This window comes from Mycobacterium sp. 1245852.3 (assembly GCF_001669335.1).
Taxonomy (GTDB): Bacteria; Actinomycetota; Actinomycetes; order Mycobacteriales; family Mycobacteriaceae; genus Mycobacterium; species Mycobacterium europaeum_A.
In genome coordinates this window covers 1-19585 of the sequence record NZ_LZLL01000075.1, presented here as the reverse complement: position 1 = coordinate 19585, position 19585 = coordinate 1, and the positions used below count along the sequence as shown (strand labels likewise).

The following is a 19585-nucleotide window of genomic DNA, read 5'->3' as shown; positions in this document are numbered from 1 at the left end:
TTCTACGCGCACGTCCGCATGATCCCAGGTGCCGTACTGGAGTCACCCAAGCGCCACACCGCTGCCCTCCCGCCCCGGTTGACCCGGCGCCCCGTCGCCGACCCGGTACCGCTATGGACGTGGTCGTTGCTACACCGCCAGGACGATGACCGGCCCAGTGTGCGCGGTGCCGTGACGTCGTTGCTGGCGGTTGCGCGCGGTCGTGACTGGCTGACCCCGCCCACCGGACGGTGGTGGACTCCGGCCGACGATCCCCACCGGGGCGTCCTGCAAACCGGCGCCGGCGTGCGGTGAGAACCTCCGTCAACCACTCATAAGAGATGGATCGTGGACGCTGGCTCGGCGCGGGGCTTCACTGAAGTCCGTAGAGCGGAGGGGCGAAAAGTGGTGGCACATAACTACGTTGTGGACGAGCTGGCCGATTTCGTCGTCGGTGCCCGGCCGGGGGACCTGACCGGGCGACCGCGGGCGCTGATGAAACGCAACGTGCTCGACAGCATCGCGTGCGCCGTCGGTGCCCTGGACGGCGAGCTGATCCCCACGATCCGCGACCACACCGCCCAGTTCGGTGGCGCCCCGACGGCCACCCTGGTCGGCGGCGGGCGCGCCTCGGTGGACCAGGCCGCGTTCTTCAACGCGGTGCTGGTGCGCTACCCCGATCTGCTCGACACCTATCTCACGGTGGGTGGGCTCTGCCATCCCGCCGATAATGTCGGTGCATTGCTGGCCGTGGCCGAGCACACCGGCGCCGGCGGAGCCGACTTCCTGCTCGCGCTGGCGGTCGCCTACGAGATCCAATGCCGGTTCAGCGCACAGGTTCCCGTGATGGCCCGCGGACTCAACCACGCGCTGCAGCTGGCGATGTCGGTTTCGGCGGGCAGCGCGAAGCTGCTGGGGCTGAGCGCCGAGCAGACCGCCAACGCCATTGCCGCCGCGGCGGCCGACAACGTGTCACTGGCGGCGGTGCACGCCGAGCCGGTTTCGAATTGGAAGGGCATCTCGCCGGCCATCACCGGGATGCGCGCCGTGTACACGACGATGCTGGCCGCGCGTGGCATCACCGGACCCAAGGCGCTCTTCGAGGGCCCGCACGGGCTGGTGCAACTCTTCGATCAGCGCATCGATCTGCACACCGCCGACCGGAGTCTCACCTGTGTCGAGCAGACCTACCTGAAGCAATACTGCTCGCTCATCCACGGCCAGGTCGTCATCGATGCGATCCTGGCCGTGCGCGGTGAGCACGGTCTGCAGGGTGCGGATGTCGCGCGGGTGGTCCTCGAGGTCTTTCAGGGCGCCTACGACTTCGCCGGCGGGGGAGCCTACGGCGATAAGGACAACCCGACCACCAAGGAGCAGGCCGACTATAACCTCAAATACCTGACCGCGATCGCCCTGCTCGACGGCGGCGTCGGCCCAGAACAGCTTGAGAACGAACGGGTTTCGCGAAGCGACGTCACCGACCTGTTGTCCCGGGTGCAGGTCGTTCCGGCCGCAGACCTGACCGCGGACTATCCGCAGCGCACCGCGGCGCGGGTGCACGTGATCACCCACGACGGGCGCCAATTCAGCCGCGAGCAGTCGGATTACGAGGGATCACCCACCCGCCCGATGTCCTGGGACCGCGTGGTGGACAAGTTCGGTTGGCTCGCCGAACCGTTCTGCGACGAGCCGCTGCGCGATGAGATCGTCGCCGCGGTGGCCCGGCTCGACGAGATCGAGGTCACCGAACTCACCGCGTTGCTCGGATCGGTGCCTTCCACGCCGCGGCGCGCGCGCAGTAGGCCGCGCTTCTGACACCCGTCTGGCACGTAGCGCGCGTCCCCTTGCGTGGCCGACCGCCCGCCATGAATGATCCGGCCATGGGTAAAGAACACGGCCGCAACCGCTGGGAGCTGGTCACCTGCGCGGTTGCCGGTCACGTCACCTACGCGCCCGACGAGAAGTCCCTCGCCGACCGGCTGAGCGGCAGCACCGGGCTGGGCGAGGTGTGGCGCTGCCTGCGGTGCGGCGAATTCACCGTCGGCGAGCCACACGGGCGCGGTCGCGCCGAAGACGCACCGATGATCATGCGCGGCAAGGCTTTACGACAGGCCATCATTATCCGCATCCTGGCGGTCGAACGCCTGCTGCGGGCGGTGGTGATCGCGCTGGCGGCCTATGCGGTGTGGAAGTTCCGCGGAGCGCGCGGTGCCATCCAGGCCACCCTCGATCGCGACCTGCCCATCTTCCGCACCGCCGGCTTCAAGGTCGACCAGATGACCATCGTGCACGAACTGGAAAAGGCGCTGGCGGCCAAGCCATCCACCCTGGCCCTGCTGACCCTGATGCTGGCCGGTTACGCGCTGCTCGAGGTCGTCGAAGGGGTGGGCCTGTGGCTGCTGAAACGCTGGGGCGAATACTTCGCGGTGATAGCCACCTCGGTTTTCTTGCCCCTCGAGATCCACGACCTGGCCAAGGGCATCACCATGACCCGGCTGGTGACCTTCACCATCAATGTCGCCGCGGTGATCTACCTACTGGTCTCGAAACGGCTGTTCGGGTTGCGCGGCGGGCGGAAGGCCTACGACGAGGAACGACGCGGGGAGCAGCTGCTCGACGTCGAACGGGCCGCGGCCGGAACCTGAGCGAAGCCCGACGGTTACGCCGGTGGCTGCTTGGGGTGGATGAAAACGCCCTCCGCCTCGACGGTGACGCCCTGATCGTCGGCCAGCTGGCCGACGGCGAAAATCTTGACCCCGTCGACGCGATCGACGCGAGCCTCCGCGCGCAGCGGCCTGCCCAGCGCGGTGGGCCGGCGATAGCGCAGGGTCAGCGTGCCGGTATAGGCGGGCCTGTTGGGCTGGTGGGCCGTCGCCCCGAGCACGTGGTCGAGCACCAGGGCGCAGACGCCGCCGTGCACGGTACCCGGTGGGCCTTCGTAGGCGGCGCCGAGCACGAATTCCGACCACACCAGTCCGTCGGGATCGTGATGGATGACCAGCGGTGGGGCCACCGGGTTTCGCAGACCCACCACGGCGTTGCCCCAGGCGATGGTCTGGCCGTCGGCCGTTCGGTGTACACCGAACGGCCCGGGTAGCAGCGCGTCGCTCAATTCGTCTGTCGCACTGTCGATCCTGGCGATGGCCGCCGCCACCGCCGCGGGCCCGGCTTCGGTGCGGATGCTGATGTCTAGGAGTCGGCGGACCGATTCGGCCAGCGGCGCGTAAACCGACTCGAGTTGGCTGAAATCGATGCAGGGCGTGGGGTCATGCATCCTGGCAACTTAACAGTGCGTCCGCTGGGTGGGCTGTGCCCACCGGAGCGCCCGGGGTCACCGGGCATACTGCGCTGGGAACGGAGGAGTCAATGGGGACCTACGCGATAACCGGGTCGGCTTCCGGGATGGGCCGCGAGACGGCGCAGCGCCTTCGGGACAACGGGCACACCGTCATCGGCGTCGACATCAAGGATGCCGATGTCGTGGCCGACCTGTCGACGCCCGACGGGCGCAGGGCGGCCGCCGAACGCGTCCTGGCGTCCTCGGGCAACAGGCTGGACGGCGCCGTGCTGGCCGCCGGGTTGGGTCCCGGCCGCGGCCGGGATCGCGCCCGGCAGATCGCTGCGGTCAATTACTTCGGGGTGGTCGAGCTACTCGTCGCCTGGCGTGCGGCGCTGGCCGCCGCCGAGCGCGCGAAGGTTGTTGTGGTGGCCAGCAATTCGGCGACGACGATGCCCGCGGTGCCGCGTCGGGCGGTCAACGCGTTGCTGGCACACGATGCCGACAAGGCGTGGCGGGCGGTGCGGCTACTGGGCCCAGGGGCGCCGACCATGATGTATGGCGCCTCGAAGATCGCGGTCAGCCGCTGGGTGCGGCGACATGCGGCCTCACCGGAGTGGGCTGGGTCGGGCGTGCGGCTGAACGCCCTGTCACCGGGCGCGATCATGACACCTCTTCTGCAGGAGCAACTCTCGGATCCGAGGCAGGCCAAGGCCGTCCGGGCGTTTCCGGTGCCGGTGGGCGGCTTCGGTGACGCGGGGCACATGGCCGAGTGGATGTGCTTCATGCTGTCCGATGCCGCCGATTTCCTGTGCGGCAGTGTAGTATTCGTGGACGGCGGTACCGACGCGTATTTTCGCCCCGACGACTGGCCCAAGGCTGTGCCCGCACACCGATTGCCCGGGTATCTACGCCGGTTCAAGGGTTTTCATTAGGGGAACTGTTGCGTGTCTTTCCTCGCGCCCCGCGTGTGCGGTAGACCACAGAACGGCTTTTCGTGGCGTTTACCGCGGCGCGGCACCCCCGTAAAACGGCTGCGGTGCAATTGAATGAGACGGCGCACAAGCCGAAAGAACAAAGGATCAGACGGTGGCCACACTTCCAGCCTGGGTCAGCCAGGCTCCCGCGACTTTCGACGTGGTCGCGCCCCTGAAACGTGCCTCCGGCGCCTGGCAGGCGATGCTCAAAAGCACCCGACGGCCGGCCGCCGTGGGCCCGCGGTTGATGTCCCGGGGCGCCGAGCGCTGTTGACGGCCCGGTCAGGCAGACTGAGTCGACGGTGGATGACTACGCAGAACACCAGGATTACTGGAACCACAACAGCGCCTATCACCCGTGGCTGGTCGGCATCGCTTCGCGGCACCGCGGCGACGTTTTGGACGTCGGATGCGGGGAAGGGCTGCTGGCTCAGCGATTAGCCGCGGTGTCGCGCAGCGTCGTCGGGATCGATGCGGATCCGACATCGGTGAGGCGCGCCGCGCAGCGATTGCAGCCGATCGCGAACGCCTCGGCGCAACTGCGGCGTTTCGAGGAGTTCGAGCCGGGCCAGGCTTCCTTCGACCTGATCACGTTCGTCGCCAGCCTGCATCACCTGCCGCTGCGCGACACCTTGCAGAAGGTGCGTCAAATGCTGCGGCCCGCTGGGCAATTGGCGGTGGTGGGACTGTCCGCCAACAAGAGCGTTGCCGACTGGCTGTGGGCCGGTCTCAGCACGCCGGTGGCGCGCGTCGGCTCACTGCTGCACCGGGAGACCCGAGACATCGGCGTCGCGGTCGCCGACCCCGACGAGGGCCTCAGTGAGATCCGGCGGGCAGTCACCGATGTGCTACCCGGAGCCCGCATCCGGCGGGGCGTCTACTACCGCTACCGACTGCTCTGGCGCAACGTCTGATTGCAGCGCGCGTTCGCGTTCGCGCCGGCGCGCCCTGGAGGCCCGCAGATTGACGGCGTTGCCGCACGTCTTGACGTCATGCCAGACCCCGCTGCTGTTTTTCGAGCGGTCGTAGAACGTCGAGCCACACCGGTGGTTGTGACAGCGCTTGATCCGCCGCCAGGTGCCGGCTTGCTGGCTCAACAGGATCTCGCCCCACAGCGCCGATGCCAGCCAACGCCAACCGCCGCCATGGGGATCCAACCGCACCTCACCGGCATCGGACAGCGCGAAAGATGCGGCGACGCCGTCGGCGCCATGAGATCGCGATTGTTCGCCGGCGACGAGTTGCTCGATGGTGGCGCGCAGCGCGCGAAGCTTGGCCAGGTCGGCGTCACCCAGCTCGGGGGGCGACAGGTCCACGCCGCGCGCGGACGACCACGCCCGCACGGCGGCCGTCGCCCAGTCGCCGGCGAGGCGTGGTTCGGCCAGCAGGTCCGGCCCGTACCCGTCGATGGCCCTCGTGTTGAGGAAGTCCTGGACCAGGCCCAGGCCGCCGGGAGCGCCGGCGCAGCCGTATCGCTGTGACGCAACCCACGCGGAAGACATAAGCAAAGAATACTTGACTCTGTCGCGGCGGTCAATTAGCTTGACGTAAGCAAAACATCTTTGCCTACGTCAAAGGAGCAGCATCATGGTCAACGTCAAGGGGTCGACGGTAGTGGTCACCGGTGGGCAGCGCGGTCTGGGCAAGGCCATCGTGGCCGAATTGCTGGACCGGGGCGCGGCGAAGGTCTACGCCACCGCCCGGGCGCCGAAGCCCAGCCAGGACCCCCGCGTGGTCAGCGTCGAATTGGACGTCACCAACCCGGATTCGGTTGCCGCGCTGGCGTCCACGGCGGCGGACGCCGACATTGTCATCAACAACGCCGGAGTTCTCGGCGCCCGGACACTGCTTGACAGCGACATCGACGAGGTGCGAGCGGTCTTCGAGACGAACTACTTCGGCGCGCTGCGCGTGGCCAAGGCCTTCGCCCCGATCCTGGCCGACAACGGCGGCGGTGCGCTGGTCGACATCGCCTCGATCCTGTCCTGGATGCCCGGCTCCGGCGGGTACGGCGACTCCAAGGCCGCACTGTGGTCGACGACGAACTCACTGCGCATCGAGCTCGAGAAGCAGGGCACCCTGGTCGTCGCCGCGCACCTCAGCTTCACCGACACCGACATGACCGCCGGCTTCGAGGCACGCAAGAACGATCCGCGCCAGGTGGCCCGGGCGATCGTCGACGGCATCGAGCGGGACGACACGGAGGTGCTGGCCGACGACGACACCCGCTACGTCAAATCGGTACTGTCCGGACCCATCGAGGCGCTGCCCCGAATGGGGTGAACCGCCGCGGCCCAAAGTCACCGGCGCGCCGTACGGCCGCACGTGTTTGGATAGCGATATGTCCGATACCGAACGCATCGTGAGCGCCACCCGCGTGATGTCGGCCAATGCGGCGCGCATCTTCGAACTGATCGCCGATCCGTCCCGCCAGCCGAGCTGGGACGGCAACGGCAATCTGGCATCGTCTGCCTCCGGTCGTGTGCATCGCGTGGGTGACGTGTTCAAGACGACGCTGACCAACGGCGCGGTGCGCGAAAACCACGTCACCGAGTTCGTCGAGGGCAGTGTAATCGCTTGGCGCCCGGCCGAACCCGGCAAGCCCCCGCCGGGGCACCTGTGGCGCTGGGAACTGAGCCCGGTCAACGCCGAACTCACCACGGTGACGCACACCTACGACTGGACGGCGCTGACCGACGCCACCCGCCTCGAGCGCGCCCGCGCGACGACGGCGGAGATGTTGCGCGAGTCCATGGACCGACTCGCCGTGCTGGCCCAGTCGGCGGACTAGGTCCGCGCACCCGCCATCGAAAAACCTGGGCGCGTCAGCCCAACTTGGCGCGCACCCACTGGAACGTCCCGAGGGTCTTCACCCGCACACTGGCAAAGCCGTTGTTCTCCAACGCATCCCCGATTTCGTCGTCGTCGAACGCGTGCGCCCCGACGTTAGGCAGCATCCGCCAATACCGGGCCAGGCGCCCGGCGGTGGGCACCATGACGGCCAGCCTGCCACCGGGGCGCAGCACGCGCGCGATCTCGGCGAGCGCGTCGGCCGGATTCGGAACCAACTGCAGCACGGCGGTCGACACCGCCACGTCAATGGTGCTGTCGCGCAGCGGAAGTCGCTGTGCGTCGGCCTTGAGGAAGCCGACCTGCGGCCCGGCCTCGTTGCGGACCGCGCGGGCCAGCATGGGCTCGGAGATGTCGACGCCGAGGGCCAGCCCCTGCGGACCGGCGGCACGGGCCAGCGACGCGGTGACGTTGCCCGGCCCCGATCCGACGTCCAGCGCGATACCGCCCTGCGGAACGTCCAACCATTCCAGCGGCAGTTGCCATGCGCTGATCCAGCGCCGAGAAAGCGCTTGGGCGTTGTCGTAGAGCAGCGACCCGATCGGCGAGGCCCACGCCGCCTGGATGGGGCCGGTGTTCTGCTCGACGGCGCCACCGGCGGCCGCGCCGGGGCCGAGCAGGTCGAGATAGCCCCGGCTCACGTCGGGATCGGCCGGCGGATCGATGAGCAGGTCCAGCGCGCGCCGGAGGGCGGGAGGCAGCGAGACGTGCACGTCGGTCATGTGTACTCCTTCGGTCAAATACCAAGCCGGACGCCAGAAATCGAACGGAAAGCCGGGATGCTTCGGCTCCGGTGAGTCCCGTCCGCAGCCTACGCCGGGGGCCCCGGCTCTTCGACCGCTGCGATTTGCGGTCCGGTTACCGCCGAACGACGGCGTGCTCGCGGACCAGGGCGTACAGCCGCCAGTACCCGGGCACGCCCTTGAGCGCGGTCTCGCCGCGGTCGCCGAACCGGTGCCGCGAGCCGGTCACGATGTCGCGCAGCGTGGACGACACCAGCACCTCGCTGGGTCTCGCGAGCGCGGCCACCCGCGCGCCGATGTGGACGGCCATGCCCGCGACGTCCGCGCCGCGCACCTCGACCTCGCCGGCGTGAATGCCGACCCGCACCTCGATGCCCAGCACACGAACGGCGTCCACGATGGCGTCGGCGCAGGCGATCGCCGCGCTGGGGCTGGTGAACGTGGCGACGAATCCGTCACCGGCCGTGTTGACTTCGCGACCGCCGAACCGCTGCAGTTCGTGGCGCACGATCCTGTCGTGGTTGTCCAGCAGGTCGCGCCAGCGGTGGTCGCCGAGCGCGGCGGCGCGCTCGGTGGAGCCGACGATGTCGGTGAACATGATGGTGGTGAGCAGCCGCTCGGCGTCGGAGCCGCCGCGGACTCCGGTGATGAACTCTTCGATCTCGTCCAGCATCGGGCCGGTGTCGCCGACCCAGTACAGGGAGTCCTGTCCGGGCAGTTCGACGAGACGCGAGCCGGCGATGCGCTCGGCGAGGTAGTGCGCATGCTCGACGGGGCTGAAGGCGGGGTTGTCGCGATGGACGATCAGCGTCGGTACGGCGATGCGCGGCAGCCTGTCGCGGACATCGCCCTCCCGGACCTTGTTGATGAACGCACGGGCCATGCTGGGTGACGCTGCCCGGTTGCCGGCCATGTCCCACCACGAGCGGAACGCGTCGTCGTGCGCGACGCTGGGGGCGATGATGCCGAGCATGTCGAAGCCCTGCTCGACGGCATCCGGCTCCATCCCGACCGACGTGAATCGCTCGGCGGCGTCGAGTTCGGCGCCGATGGGGTAGTCCGGGCCCCGCAGCGTGCGCGCCGCGCCGTTGGCTATGACGAGGCTGTTCACCCGATCGGAGTGGTCGGCCGCGAGAACCAGACCGGCCAGCGAGGTGAAACCCGGAGCGAAGATCGTGGCCTTCTCGCAACCCACCGCATTCATCACGGCGAGCGCATCCTGCGCCCATGACTCCGGACCGAGCATGTCTAGCGAGGGGACCCGGGAGGACAGGCCGATGCCGCGCTGATCGAAGCGGATCACCCGGCAGAACGACGCGAGCCGGCGATGAAAGCGGTACATCGAGGGCTCGAGGTCGACGCAGTCGATCGGGATCAGCGGGCCCGGCAGCATGAGCAGGTCCATCGGGCCATCGCCGAAGACCTGATAGGCGATGTCGATCTCACCGCAACTGGCGTACCGAGTCCGCGGCGCCGCAGAACTCCCAGCCACGGTTCAAGGCTAGTTCAGGCCGCCGACAATTCGAGGCCCATTACCGGGACCGCTCGCCGCCGATGATCGGCACCAGATAGCGCGCGGCGTAGTCGCGAACCGCCGCCGGATCCGACGTGTCGAGCCGGTCGGTGGGGAAGACGATGATGCCCAAGGCGACGCGAAGCAGGATGTCGGCGATGTTGTCCAGGTCGGCCTCGGCCAGGTCGGCGCCGCAACGGCGCAGGGTGTGGGCGATCCCGTCGGCGAACTGGCGAATCGGAAACGCCTGCGACCGGGAGAACATGCCGAACAGTTCGGGTTCGCTCTCGGCGATCCGCGAGTACAGCGCGGAGTCCTGTACCAGGCGCACCCCGAGCGCGAAGGCCTCGACGACCGCCTGTTGCGGGTCGCAGCCGGTTGTCGCCTGGTCCAGGGTGCTGAAGAACCGGCCGGCTTCGCGCCGCACCACGTGGGCGAACAGGTTCTCCTTCGTCGGGAAGCGACGGTAGATGGTGCTGCGGCTGACCCCGGCGCGGGCGGCGACGTCGTCGATATTGGCCCGACGCACGCCGTAAATCTCGAACACGCTGCGCGCGGTGTCCAAGATGGTGCGGTCGAGATCGGTGAGCGCCTCGGCAGTGGCAGAGCCCGGTTCGGACTGCATGATTGGCGGCATCGTATCAACTCCTCGGCATGGTTCACGGGCGACTTTTCCGGCGCGAAGACCTGCCCGGGAGGTGCGACGGCGACGCGCGCTTGTTAGTGTTCGAGGCGACTGAAACAAAGACACATCTTTGTGTCACTGATTCACACCGGGCTGCCGTCGCGCGGCGCGGGTACGGCGAGGAGGTGGGCATGACCGCCCAAAACGACGAGTTAACCGCGGCAAGTGCGGGGTCGCGTTTCGATACCGGCGTCCGCGAGGCGATGCCGATGCCGGTCGACGACGAGATCGCCGACGCCGCCCCGCGGTTGGGGCCGGACTCGTTGATCTGGAAGTTCTACGGCGACGTCCGGACTCAGCTGTTCGGCTTTCAGCGCACCGCCGGGGTGGAGAACTGCATCGAACAGCTCGCCCAGGGCGTGCTGGACCACTCCGTCATCTTCAGCGACACGCTCGGTCGGGCCAAGCGCACCGCACCGCCCCTGATGAACACCGTCTACTCCGACGAACCGCACGAGTGGGGCCGCAAGGTGCGGGACTTTCACAAGACGATCAAGGGCACGGTCAGCGACGGCTCGCGCTATCACGCGCTGAATCCTGAGCTGTTCTATTGGGCGCACGCCAGCTTCGTCGACCAGGTCATCTACAACACCGACATGTTCATCCGGAGGCTGAGCCGCGCAGAGAAGGAGCAGATCTTCAACGAGGGCAAGCTCTGGTACAGCCTGTATGGCGTCAGCGACCGCGGGCAACCGCAGACCTACGACGACTTCCTGGCCTACTGGGACGAGATGCTCGACCGGTTCGTCCCCCATAAGACCGTGCTGTACGGCACCGGTTACATCCGCAAGGGCATCCCGGGCCCGCGGCGGATGCCCAAGCCGGTGTGGAAAGTGCTCTCGGCTCCGCTGAACGCCTACACCCGGCTGGTCGTGGTCGGAACGCTTCCGCCGCAGATGCGCGAGGTGTGCCAGCTGCGATGGGATGCCAAGAAGGAGAAGCGCTTTCAGCGCGTCGCCGCAGCCATTCGCGCGCTCAACCCGCTGTTGAACCGGCTGCCCGTCCGGGTGCTCTACACGAGCTGGGCGGCCGACGCGTGGGACCGCGCGGGCGTCGACCCGCGCCGGCTGCACAACCGCCCGGCCGCGTAACCGGGTCTGGGGCGGCTCGGCATCGGCGCGGCGATATCCGTGACAGCGCCCGTGCGGATGAGGCATGGTGGTTAGCCGGCTGCGCATTGGGGCATTCCGCTAGGTCGGCTCAGTGGGCCGGTCGATCGAGCCGGTGGCAGGGCGACCCGAAGGAGTACCGCGATGCAGATGACGGGCAATACCGTTCTGGTCACCGGCGGTGGCAGCGGAATCGGCCGAGGTCTGGCCGAATCCTTCCACCGGTTGGGCAACCAGGTGATCATCGCCGCCCGGCGCAGCGACCAATTGCGGGCCGTCGCCGAGGCCAACCCCGGCATCCAGACGCTGTCGCTCGATCAGGGTGACGCCGCCGATATCCGCCGGTTCGCCACCCAGCTGACCGACCACTACCCGGACCTCAACGTGCTGGTCAACAACGCCGGAATTCAACGGGTCGAAGACCTCACCACCGGCAACGTCGGCCTGGCCGAGCAGTCGGTGGCCATCAACCTGCTGGGCCCCATCCGGCTGACCTCGGCCCTGCTGCCCGCGCTGCTGCGCAAGCCGCACGCCACCATCCTCAACGTCACGTCCGGTCTGGCCTTCATGCCCAGCGCGCTCACCCCGAGCTACTGTGCCTCCAAGGCGGCGCTGCACTCCTACACCGAATCGCTGCGCTTCCAACTGCGCGGCACTTCGGTGCAGGTGATCGAAATCATCCCGCCGCACGTGCAAACCGCGCTGCAGGGCGAGCGGGGATTCGATCCCCGGGCGATGCCGCTGGAGGACTACATCACCGAGACCGTCACCCTGTTGCAGACGCAGCCGCAGGCCAAGGAAATCGTGGTGGAGCGCGCCAAGATGTTCCGGTTCGCCGAGCGCGACGGCACCTACGACGACATCTACCCCCGCTTCAACGAGACGATCACCGCCATGTTCGGCGGCTAGGCCGGGCGGTTCCGCTGAACACCGCGTGCACATAGATGAAATTCCTTGTGAAATAAGCGGATAAGGGGATACGCCGCTGGCCGCGGGCGCCCGTCGTCCTTGGCGGCACGGTCCTGGATGCGAGAGTATCGAGGGCATGGCCGCAGTCGATTTCTCGTTGTTGGACGTCCCCCGGGCGGCGCCCGTGGCCGACGCCGAGGCCTACCTGCGGGCGGCGATGGCCTGGCACTTCGGCGACGACACCGGTTCGCCGTTCTGGCTGCGGGCCGCCCGCACGTTGAACTTCAACCCGCTGACCGACGTCAACACCTTCGCCGACCTTCAACTTTTCCCCAACCTGGTCAACGAATTACGCAGTGTCCCAGTGGAAGACCTCATTCCGCGCGGTTACGGGCCCCGGCCACCGGTGCCCCAGATCTTCGAATCCGGGGGTACCACCGGCGCCCCGAAACGCACTGTGCAGCTGCCGGATTGGGTCGCGCAGGTAGTCGAATGGCAAACCGAGGACTTCGCCGCGGGCGGTTTCCGGCGGGGCCAGGGCTTTCTGTGTCTGATGCCGAGCGGTCCGCACGGCGTCGGCTACTTCTCCCGGCTGGTGTCGCAGCGGCTCGGCTCCGTCTTCCACGCAATCGACATCGATCCCCGCTGGGTGAAACGGCTCGCCGCGCGCGGGGCGGCAATCGAGGTGGCGGCTTACGTCGACCACGTTGTCGAGCAGGCCGTCTTCGTGTTGCAGACGCAGTCCGTGGCCAACCTGCACACCACCCCGCCGCTGCTGGAGGCGATCGCCCGCAACGATCGGGTGGTCGACCTGGTCAACGACAAGATCCGCTACCTGCTGCTCAGCGGGGCGCACGTGGACGCCGACACCCTCGACCTGCTGCGCGACATCTTTCCCGCGACGACCATCGCCGTGGCGTTCGGCAGCACCATGGTGCTGTCACAGGCGGTAACCCGGACCGGCGACGACGACTCCTTCGTCTTCGATCCGCGCACCCCGTATGTGGTGTTCTGGGTGGTCGATCCCGACACCGGGGAACGGGTGCCCTACGGGCGTTCGGGTCAGGTGGTGATGCACCACATCAGCAAGGGCATGTTCATACCGAACAACCTGGAGCGCGACCTGGCGATCAGGATGCCCGGACCGGCGGGTGATCTCAGCGATTCGGTCAGCGAGGTGCGGCCGGTGTCCACCTTCGAGGGCGAGGCCGTCATCGAGGGCGTGTACTGAGCGTGGACAGTGACAGTGTCTGTGCGGCAACCGGTTTGGTGGCACTCGACGCCCTCGGCGCGGACGGTGAGTACCGGACCCGCAAACGCGAATTGGTCACCACCACCGCCGGTGCCGCGGTCGCGGAGCTGAGCCTGGTTCCGCCGCTGTATGTGTCGCGGACGCTGGGCGCGCAGCGCAGGACCGCACCGCTGCCCGTTGCCCGGCGCGCGGCCGCGCTGTCCCGGGCCGCCGGCATCTTCGCCGACGGCGTCGTCGCGGGGCTGGATTTCGAGGCCTATGTGGCGTTGGCCGCCCGGATTTCGGGCATGCCGATCGCGGTCACCCGGGCCGGGGCGCGCGGGGTGGCCGACGCGGTGGGCGACGCCGTCGACGCGGTGCGGCCGGCGCGGCCGGTTGGGGCGGCGTTGGACTGGCGCGAGGAGCGGACCCGCGCGGGCGGTGCGGTGTGGGTGCGGCGCGGGGAGGTGTTCGCGGTGCACGCGGCCGGAAACGGCCCGGGCGTCCATGGGCTTTGGCCGCAGGCCCTCGCGCTGGGCTACCGGGTCGCGGTGCGCCCCTCACGCCGCGAGCCGCTGACGGCTCACCGGCTGGTGTGCGCGCTGCGGCGGGCCGGGTTCCGCGCCGAGGACGCCGTCTACCTGCCCACCGACCATGCCGGCGCCGACGAGATCATCCGGGCGGCCGACCTGGCGATGGTGTACGGGGGCCAGCAGGTGGTCGACAAGTACGCCGACGACCCGGCGGTGATCGTCAACGGGCCGGGGCGCAGCAAGATCGTGATCACCGCCGACCGCGACTGGCGCGACTACCTCGACGTCATCGTCGACTCGATCGCCAACCACGGCGGCATGGCATGCGTCAACACCACCGCGGTGCTCTACGAGGGCGATCCCGCCGCGCTGGCCCATGCCATCGCCGAACGGCTGGCGGCGATCGAACCGCTGCCCACCGATGACGAGCGGGCGGTCCTGCCCACCCTGCCCGTCCACCAGGCACGCGCGGTCGCGAACATCTTGGCGGCCAAGGCCGTCGGGTCGACCCCGCTGCTCGGCGCCGACCGGGTGGTCGCCGAACTCGGCGACGGCTACGCCGCGCTGCGCCCGGCCCTGCATGTGATGGCACAACCCGATCCGGACCAGCTCAACCTGGAGCTGCCCTTCCCGTGTGCGTGGGTGTCGGCCTGGTCGCGCCACGACGGGGTCCAACCATTACGGCATTCGCTGGTGGTCACCGCGATCACCGGCGACGAGGCGCTGATCGACGATCTGATCGCCGAGCCGACCGTCGGCAACGTCTACTGCGGCCACCACCCCACGTGGTGGCACGCCCCGCACATTCCGCACGACGGATTCCTGGCCGATGCCCTGATGCGCAACAAGGGCTTCATCAGGGACTAGCCAGGAACCCCGGGCAGGCGGTTACTCTCCGAAGCTGCCACGCGGCGACGCGACCGCCGTTGCGGCCGGGCCGTCCAGGGCCAGGTGGCTGGAGGCGAACGAGACTCCCTTGTCGATCATCGCGCTGTCGTCGGCGTAGGTGTCGTGCGCGGCGAAATTCATCCCGTCGGAACAGACCGGGTCCTCGGTGGCGCACACCTTGATGGTCTTGTCCTGATACGCCGGGCCGATCACCACGGGCGGTTCGTTGAGGAAGTTCATCGCCCGCACGTTGGGCATGCCGAACAGCACCACCGAGGAGACGTGGTTGGCCACGTCGGGCGCCAGCGGCTTGGGCACGGTGTTGGGGTCGATGCCGTCGGGCACGGCGGCCGAGGTGACAAAGCCCATCACGGCCGCGCCCTGCGAGTAGCCACCGAGCACCATCTTGGTGGTGGGGCAGTCATGGGCCATCGAATTCACGTGCGCGCCCGCGTCTCTGACGCCGTCGATGCCGGTCGCCCACTGATCGCTGGCGGGGTAGTTGACGGGGTAGACGTCGAAGGACCGTCCGCCCACGCGCTGGTGCAGGGCGTCGACGAAGGCCTGGCCGGTGGGGCCCACGCCCGGTGCTTCACCGGTGCCGCGGGCGAACACCACTTGCACGTCCGGACACTGGGCCGACGCGGAGGGGATAACGGAGGCGGACACGGCCGAAACGGCCACGCCCGACGCTGCGAGAACTACTGCGGAACCAAGGGTACGAATGACGTGACGTGCGATCATGCCGCCATTGTGCCCAGCCAACACGCCGCTTAAACACCAGAAACACCGAAATTACCGTGTTCTCATAAAATAACCGCCGCGATTGCGGACGGGCTGAGATTGGTTGTGCGCGACGCCATCCGGCGCGGGCGCCCGGGCCCGGCGCGCCCACCGCTCGCTCGGGTCGCCCGCTGGGCGGCGGCGCCGTGCCGGAGCGCGGGCCCGCACCCCAGTGTGGTCTGCTACTCGTAGTTACGAGCCGGGGTTACGGTGAAGCAACAGCCGACCTCGGCGAGCGGCTCGAGTGAATGCGGCAGCGAAGTTGAACGCACTAACGCAGGCTCTGAACACGGTCACGGACCACGTGGCCAACCCGGCGCGGGTGTCGGATCCCGACAAGTTGCGCGGCGCCGTCTCCGGCAAAACCGTCTTGGTGACCGGCGCCTCCTACGGCATCGGCGAGGCGACCGCGCGCAGCCTGGCCGCCGCGGGAGCCACCGTCCTGGTCGTCGCCCGATCCGAGGAACGGCTCTGCGACCTGACGGCGTCGATCAATGCCGGTGGGGGCCACGCGGTTGCCTATCCCACCGACCTCACCGACGAATCCGCGGTGAGCACCCTGACCAAGGGCATTACCGAGGAGCACGGCCCGCCCGACATCGTGGTGAGCAACGCCGGCAAATCGTTGCGCCGCTCGCTACATGACCAGTACGACCGGCCGCACGACTTCCAGCGCACGATCGACATCAACTACCTGGGACCGGTGCGGCTGCTCCTGGGTCTGCTGCCGGCCATGCGCGACAACGGCAGCGGGCACATCGTGAACGTCTCGAGCGTCGGGGTGCGGGTGGCGCCGGGTCCGCAATGGGGTGCCTATCAGGCATCGAAGGGCGCCTTCGACCGCTGGTTGCGCAGCGTCGCTCCGGAACTGCACACCGACGGCGTCGACGTGACCACTGTCTACTTCGCTCTGGTCCGAACCAGGATGATCGCGCCCACCCCGCTGCTGGGCCGCCTACCCGGCCTGTCGGCGGACGAGGCCGCCGACGCGATCGCCAAGGCGGTCATCGAGCGGCCCCGCACCATCGAACCGCCCTGGGTGCTGCCGGCCGAGCTGGCCTCGGTGCTGCTGGCGGGGCCGGCCGATTACGCCGCCCGGCTGTGGCATCGCCGGTTCTTCAGCGAGTCCGACACCGACGAGGCCGACAATGACGAATGACCGGGTGATTCCCACCGCTGCCCGGGCCCTGCTGCGCTCGGGCCTGCTGAGTCCGCCGGCGCCACTGGCGGGTTTCCGGCTGCTTCGCGAGGCACGCCGGGGCGGCACCAATCCGTACACCCTGCTGGCGGTCACGACGGCCCGGTGGCCCGACCGGACCGCGATCGTCGACGACGACGGCGCGCTCAGCTATCGCCGGCTGCAACTGGTGACCGAGTCGCTGGCGCGGCGGTTGGCCGACGACGGCGTTGCACCCGGGCAGGCGGTCGGGGTGATGTGCCGCAACGGACGCGGTTTCGTGGCCGGCGTGTTCGCCGCCGCCCTGCTGGGCGCCGATGTCGTCCCGATGAGCACGGAGTTTCGCAGCGACGCGCTGGCCGCCGCGGTGCAAGCGCACCGCATTTCGACCGTGGTCGCCGACGCCGAATTCGTCGAGCGGTTGCGGGCCGCTGACGAATCGGTCGGAACCGTCGATCCGGCGACGCTCGGCGCCGACGAAGGCGCCGGCAGACCGGCCGTGGCCGCCCCCGGCCGCATCGTCCTGCTGACATCGGGCACCACCGGCACCCCCAAGGGGGTGCCCCGCTCACCGCAGCTGCGCTCCGCGGTGGGCGTGTGGGTGACGATCCTGGACCGCACCCGGCTGCACACCGGGTCGCGAATCTCGGTGGCAATGCCCATGTTTCACGGGCTGGGGTTGGGCATGCTGATGCTGACCCTCGCGCTCGGGGGAACCGTGCTCACCCGCCGCGAGTTCGACGCCGAAGCCGCGCTGGCCCAGGCGTCGCTGCATCGTGCCGACGCCTTCACCGCGGTGCCGGTGGTGCTCGCGCGCATCCTGGAGCTGCCCGAGCAGGTGCGGGCGCGAAACCCGCTGCCCTATCTGCGGACGGTGATCTCCAGCGGCGACCGCCTCGATCCCACGCTGGGCCAGCGGTTCATGGACGCCTACGGCGACGTCCTCTACAACGGCTACGGCTCCACCGAGGTCGGCATCGGTGCGCTGGCCACGCCGGCGGATCTGCGCGAAGCGCCCGAAACCGTCGGAAGGCCGGTCGTGGGCTGTCCGGTACGGATCTTCGACAAGAACGACCGGGCGGTCGGGCCGCGGGTCACCGGGCGGATCTTCGTGGGCGGCGAACTGACCAGCGACGGCTACACCGACGGCGCCGCGAAGGCCGTCGTCGACGGCATGACCAGCACGGGCGACATGGGCTATCTGGACAACGCGGGCCGGCTCTTCATCGTCGGCCGCGAAGACGACATGATCATCTCCGGCGGCGAGAACGTCTATCCGCGCGCGGTCGAAAACGCGCTCGCCCAGCACCCCGCCGTCGCCGAGAACGTCGTCATCGGAGTCCCCGACGAGCGGTTCGGTCAGCGCCTGGCCGCATACGTGGTCGCCCAGCCCGGCAGCGAGATCGACGCCGCGCAGCTGCGCGAATATTTGAAGGACCGGGTCTCCCGCTTCGAACAGCCCCGCGACATCAACGTCGTGGACAGCATTCCGCGCAACCCGACCGGCAAGGTGCTGCGCCGGGAGTTGTCCGGCTGAACACGATCATTCCTCGCCGGGCTCCAGGGCGGCGACCTGCTTGGCCAGCCAATTGGGGGCCAGCGCCGAGATCGCGGTGGCTCCCGCCGTCGAGCCCAGCACCCCGGACCAGGCGACCGGCCCCAGCGGCGTGCAGCCGAAGAACTGGCTGATCACCGGGGTTTGCACGATGCCGACCAGGACGCCGGCGCTGCCCAGGGCCGTCGCCACGACGAGCGGGCTGTGCCGGCGGGTCAGCAGCGTCTGCGCCAGCTGCGTCGTCACCAGCGCGGTCAAACCCATTGTGGCCGTGCGCCTTTCGGTACCCGGCGTCCAGCGCCCGATCGCCCAGGCGGCCGTCGCCCCGGCGGCAGTGACGGCGCCACGGGTGACGATCTGGCGCATCAGCGGGGCGTCGAGTGAGGGCGTGGCCCCGGTGAGCACGGCGCGCCGGTGCAGGCGGCGCGCCTCCTCGGCGGCCTCGGCCGATTCGTATTCGGCTTCGTCGGGTTCGACGTATTGCGAGGTGACGGCTACCGCGAGCGCGGGGAACATGTCGGTGAGCAGGTTGACCAGCAGCAGCTGACGGGTCCCCACCGGGGCGCGGCCGGCGCCGAACGCGGTGCCGATGATGGTGAACAGCACCTCACCGACGTTGCCGCCGACCAGGATCGTGACGGCGTCGCGCACGCCCGCCCACATGCTGCGGCCCTCGACCAGGGCGTCCATCAATACGCCCAGATCCTCGTCGGTCAACACGATGTCGGCGGCGCCGCGCGCGGCCGACGAACCGCGACCGCTCACCCCGATACCGACGTCGGCCATCCGGATGGCGGCGGCGTCGTTGGCGCCGTCGCCGACCATCGCCGTCACCCGGCCGCAGCGCTGCAGGGCGGCCACGATCTGCACCTTCTGCTCGGGGCTGACACGGGCGAACACCTGCACGTCGGCTACCAGCTTGGCGCAGGCGTCCTCGTCGAGGCCGGCGAGTTCGGCGCCGGTGACCACCCTGGCGCCCTCGGGCAGGCCCAACTGCCGGGCGATCGCGCGCGCCGTCACGGGGTGGTCGCCGGTGATCAGCACCACGTCGCGGTCGGCGTCCACCAGCGCCTCGATCAGCGGGCGCGCCGACGCCCGGGCGGTGTCGGCCAGCCCGACGTAGCCGAGCAACTCGAGGTTCTTCGCCGCGGCGTCCACGGCGTCGGCGTCGGTGTCGTCGTCGTCGGTCTCGTGCTTCCAGCCGCGCTGCGCCACGGCGAGCACCCGCAGCCCCTGCTCGGCGAGGCCGTGCACCACCGCCTCGGCCCGCTCGAGGTCGGCGTCCGGGTCGGCGAATTTGCAGCGCGGCAGGATGACCTCGGGCGCCCCCTTGAGCACCAGCACCGGCGCCTCGGCGGGCTGGCCATTTGCAGCGC

The 19585-nt window shown here is 69.1% G+C and carries 20 protein-coding genes and 1 pseudogene; 14 read left to right on the top strand and 7 right to left on the bottom strand.

Annotated features, from left to right (window positions below; translation table 11 throughout):
• From A9W96_RS30045 to A9W96_RS03380, 3 genes and pseudogenes are all read left to right on the top strand, one after another.
• Positions 1-294 (top strand): annotated as a pseudogene (locus A9W96_RS30045) (hypothetical protein); the annotation flags it as partial.
• Positions 295-405: 111 nt separating this feature from the next.
• Positions 406-1794, top strand: coding sequence for an MmgE/PrpD family protein (locus A9W96_RS03385; RefSeq protein ID WP_067137929.1), 1389 nt, complete (start codon positions 406-408; stop codon positions 1792-1794).
• 65 nt (positions 1795-1859) lie between these two features.
• Positions 1860-2624 (top strand): DUF2127 domain-containing protein, encoded by a 765-nt coding sequence (locus tag A9W96_RS03380; protein ID WP_066870053.1) that lies wholly within the window; start codon positions 1860-1862, stop codon positions 2622-2624.
• A 14-nt stretch (positions 2625-2638) separates the two neighbouring features.
• Here A9W96_RS03380 and A9W96_RS03375 read toward each other — a convergent pair whose 3' ends face one another.
• Positions 2639-3253, bottom strand: a complete 615-nt coding sequence (locus tag A9W96_RS03375) for a PaaI family thioesterase (RefSeq protein ID WP_066870011.1) — start codon at positions 3251-3253, stop codon at positions 2639-2641.
• A 92-nt stretch (positions 3254-3345) separates the two neighbouring features.
• Here A9W96_RS03375 and A9W96_RS03370 point away from each other — a divergent pair, with 92 nt between their 5' ends.
• The 3 genes from A9W96_RS03370 (at position 3346) to A9W96_RS03365 (ending at position 5147) form a co-directional block, all read left to right on the top strand.
• A complete protein-coding gene (locus tag A9W96_RS03370) occupies positions 3346-4191 on the top strand; it encodes an SDR family oxidoreductase (RefSeq protein WP_066870016.1) in 846 nt (281 codons plus the stop codon).
• A 154-nt stretch (positions 4192-4345) separates the two neighbouring features.
• Positions 4346-4507: a hypothetical protein gene (locus tag A9W96_RS31985; protein WP_197497949.1), complete on the top strand. Its 162-nt coding sequence runs from the start codon at positions 4346-4348 to the stop codon at positions 4505-4507.
• 28 nt (positions 4508-4535) lie between these two features.
• Positions 4536-5147 carry a bifunctional 2-polyprenyl-6-hydroxyphenol methylase/3-demethylubiquinol 3-O-methyltransferase UbiG gene (locus tag A9W96_RS03365; protein WP_067137926.1) on the top strand — a complete coding sequence of 204 codons (612 nt, stop codon included), beginning with the start codon at positions 4536-4538 and terminating at the stop codon, positions 5145-5147.
• Here the strand turns inward: A9W96_RS03365 and A9W96_RS03360 are convergent.
• A complete protein-coding gene (locus A9W96_RS03360; protein WP_066877129.1) occupies positions 5082-5672 on the bottom strand; it encodes a CGNR zinc finger domain-containing protein in 591 nt (196 codons plus the stop codon). The two genes, A9W96_RS03365 and A9W96_RS03360, sit on opposite strands and share 66 nt — an antisense overlap.
• A gap of 148 nt (positions 5673-5820) precedes the next feature.
• Here A9W96_RS03360 and A9W96_RS03355 point away from each other — a divergent pair, with 148 nt between their 5' ends.
• Together A9W96_RS03355 and A9W96_RS03350 are read left to right on the top strand one after the other, a co-directional pair.
• Positions 5821-6516 (top strand): SDR family oxidoreductase, encoded by a 696-nt coding sequence (locus tag A9W96_RS03355; protein ID WP_066870022.1) that lies wholly within the window; start codon positions 5821-5823, stop codon positions 6514-6516.
• A gap of 58 nt (positions 6517-6574) precedes the next feature.
• Positions 6575-7024, top strand: coding sequence for an SRPBCC family protein (locus A9W96_RS03350; protein WP_067137925.1), 450 nt, complete (start codon positions 6575-6577; stop codon positions 7022-7024).
• A 34-nt stretch (positions 7025-7058) separates the two neighbouring features.
• Here the strand turns inward: A9W96_RS03350 and A9W96_RS03345 are convergent, their stop codons facing one another.
• From A9W96_RS03345 to A9W96_RS03335, 3 genes are all read right to left on the bottom strand, one after another.
• On the bottom strand, positions 7059-7805 hold the full coding sequence (locus A9W96_RS03345) for a methyltransferase domain-containing protein (RefSeq protein WP_066870028.1): 747 nt from the start codon (positions 7803-7805) through the stop codon (positions 7059-7061).
• Positions 7806-7941: 136 nt separating this feature from the next.
• The gene (locus A9W96_RS03340) at positions 7942-9318 is read right to left on the bottom strand and encodes an adenylate/guanylate cyclase domain-containing protein (protein WP_067137923.1); all 1377 of its coding nucleotides are present in this window, start codon (positions 9316-9318) and stop codon (positions 7942-7944) included.
• Between the two features lie 40 nt (positions 9319-9358).
• A complete protein-coding gene (locus A9W96_RS03335; protein WP_066877127.1) occupies positions 9359-9964 on the bottom strand; it encodes a TetR/AcrR family transcriptional regulator in 606 nt (201 codons plus the stop codon).
• 191 nt (positions 9965-10155) lie between these two features.
• On the opposite strand from A9W96_RS03335, the gene A9W96_RS03330 reads away from it, so the two are divergent.
• From A9W96_RS03330 to A9W96_RS03315, 4 genes are all read left to right on the top strand, one after another.
• Entirely contained in the window at positions 10156-11115 is a 960-nt protein-coding gene (locus A9W96_RS03330) for an oxygenase MpaB family protein (RefSeq protein ID WP_067137921.1), read from the top strand.
• 162 nt (positions 11116-11277) lie between these two features.
• Complete coding sequence (locus A9W96_RS03325; RefSeq protein ID WP_067137919.1) at positions 11278-12042, top strand: SDR family oxidoreductase; 765 nt, start codon at positions 11278-11280, stop codon at positions 12040-12042.
• Positions 12043-12178: 136 nt separating this feature from the next.
• On the top strand, positions 12179-13273 hold the full coding sequence (locus A9W96_RS03320) for an AMP-binding protein (protein WP_067137917.1): 1095 nt from the start codon (positions 12179-12181) through the stop codon (positions 13271-13273).
• 35 nt (positions 13274-13308) lie between these two features.
• Positions 13309-14673, top strand: coding sequence for an aldehyde dehydrogenase family protein (locus A9W96_RS03315; protein ID WP_067137927.1), 1365 nt, complete (start codon positions 13309-13311; stop codon positions 14671-14673).
• A 21-nt stretch (positions 14674-14694) separates the two neighbouring features.
• On the opposite strand, the gene A9W96_RS03310 is transcribed toward A9W96_RS03315, so the two are convergent.
• Positions 14695-15438 (bottom strand): cutinase family protein, encoded by a 744-nt coding sequence (locus A9W96_RS03310; protein WP_067137915.1) that lies wholly within the window; start codon positions 15436-15438, stop codon positions 14695-14697.
• A 283-nt stretch (positions 15439-15721) separates the two neighbouring features.
• Here A9W96_RS03310 and A9W96_RS03305 point away from each other — a divergent pair, with 283 nt between their 5' ends.
• Complete coding sequence (locus tag A9W96_RS03305) at positions 15722-16636, top strand: SDR family NAD(P)-dependent oxidoreductase (protein WP_066870045.1); 915 nt, start codon at positions 15722-15724, stop codon at positions 16634-16636.
• A complete protein-coding gene (locus A9W96_RS03300; protein ID WP_066878600.1) occupies positions 16626-18191 on the top strand; it encodes an AMP-binding protein in 1566 nt (521 codons plus the stop codon). Before A9W96_RS03305 ends, A9W96_RS03300 begins: the two co-directional genes overlap by 11 nt.
• Before the next feature lie 6 nt (positions 18192-18197).
• Here A9W96_RS03300 and A9W96_RS03295 read toward each other — a convergent pair.
• Positions 18198-19585: cation-translocating P-type ATPase (locus A9W96_RS03295; protein WP_231999573.1), on the bottom strand; the 1388-nt coding region annotated here is incomplete at its 5' end.